Source organism: Rhodovulum sp. 12E13, assembly GCF_003340565.1.
In the GTDB taxonomy this organism is placed as follows: Bacteria; Pseudomonadota; Alphaproteobacteria; order Rhodobacterales; family Rhodobacteraceae; genus HLUCCA09.
The window spans coordinates 1-1,226 of the sequence record NZ_QPLK01000102.1 but is presented as its reverse complement, the minus strand read 5'-3'; the positions used below and the strand labels follow the sequence as shown (position 1 = coordinate 1,226).

Genomic DNA, 1,226 nt, shown 5'->3' with positions numbered 1-1,226 from the left:
TATGTCGCTTGAAACGCTCGCCCGCGTCACCGACAATCCCAACGTCAGGCTGCCCGCCGTGGCGACCTGATCAAGCCCTGACCTCTCCGAGGGTCGGCGCTCCTACACCACGCCGTGGGACACTATCATCGTCGATGGCGTCGACCGGCGCCTGTACGAGGCGTAGGTTCAGCAGCAGGCGTCCAGCCGGCGACATGGACACCCCACTTCTGCCACGTCTGGCGTACGATAAGACCCTTCAGCTAAGCTGCGCTGGGATCCGAGAAGAGATCAAGACAGAGCTCTATCCGCTCCGGAAAGTTGATTTGGGCCTGGTTCCCGTACCACGCCTCGACCAGTTCGAGTGTCACCACAGGCCTGACCGGCCGGCGCGTCTGCACGACGAAAAAGCCGCGGATCAGCTTCACGCTTTCGAACCCACCGCCATCTGTTGCTACACCAGTCAACAGAGGGTACTACTAAACGCAAAATATTGGGGACGAATGTGACAACGCAGGTGCATCTAGTAGATCGAAGGCCGCTCGCGCACTTCCGTCCGATTCAATATCTTGGAAACAAGACGCGACTGCTGAGCGACATCCGGTCGGCTATGCAGAATCTAGCTTCGCGAGGCGCCCCAGTTGCCGATCTCTTCTCTGGAACAAGCGTGGTTGCACGTGCTCTTTCTATCGACCATCCCGTGACAGCTGTGGACGTACAAGCCTATGCAGAAGTGCTCGGTCGAGCCATGTTGACCAGCGGCCGCGCTGAAATCGATTGCATAGACCAAGAGCAGCTTGTTTCAGATGCAGGCAGGATCGGTGAAGAGCTTCGCTCAAGCTTTGGGGCGCAATTGGAGGACGAGGAGAATGCGCTGCGATCACTAGAACATGGCGACGCTACGCCAATGGCGCAGATCATCAATCGGGGCTCACTTGCGGCAGCGGCGCAAACAGGGGAACAACTGTCGGCGGCAGTTCGTCCTTACTTAGAAGACAATGGAAAGGATGCTACCGCGACTATAATGTTTGGGGGTGTCTACTTCTCCTATGAGCAAGCCGTCTTGTTGGATGCTTTAGCCGGAGCAATCTGCCATCAGCCAGAAGGCGCTCGTCCTTTGCTTAACAGGCCGCTGAAAAAGGCCGCCTCGACACGGGTTTGAGGACATGATTCACCCTTTCCGGGTCACGAGGGGGGCGGTCATGCGCGGGACAGACGAGGCGAGCGGGTCGCTGTTCAGCTATGTG

2 protein-coding genes are annotated in these 1,226 nt (G+C 57.9%); one reads left to right on the top strand and one right to left on the bottom strand.

The window, feature by feature from the left end; genetic code table 11:
* Positions 1–242: 242 nt before the first annotated feature.
* Positions 243–407, bottom strand: coding sequence for a hypothetical protein (locus DLJ49_RS22680; RefSeq protein WP_233489398.1), 165 nt, complete (start codon positions 405–407; stop codon positions 243–245).
* Positions 408–484: 77 nt separating this feature from the next.
* Between DLJ49_RS22680 and DLJ49_RS21240 the strand changes: the two genes are divergently transcribed.
* Positions 485–1,141 carry a DNA adenine methylase gene (locus DLJ49_RS21240; RefSeq protein WP_158547553.1) on the top strand — a complete coding sequence of 219 codons (657 nt, stop codon included), beginning with the start codon at positions 485–487 and terminating at the stop codon, positions 1,139–1,141.
* The last annotated feature ends 85 nt before the right edge of the window (positions 1,142–1,226 follow it).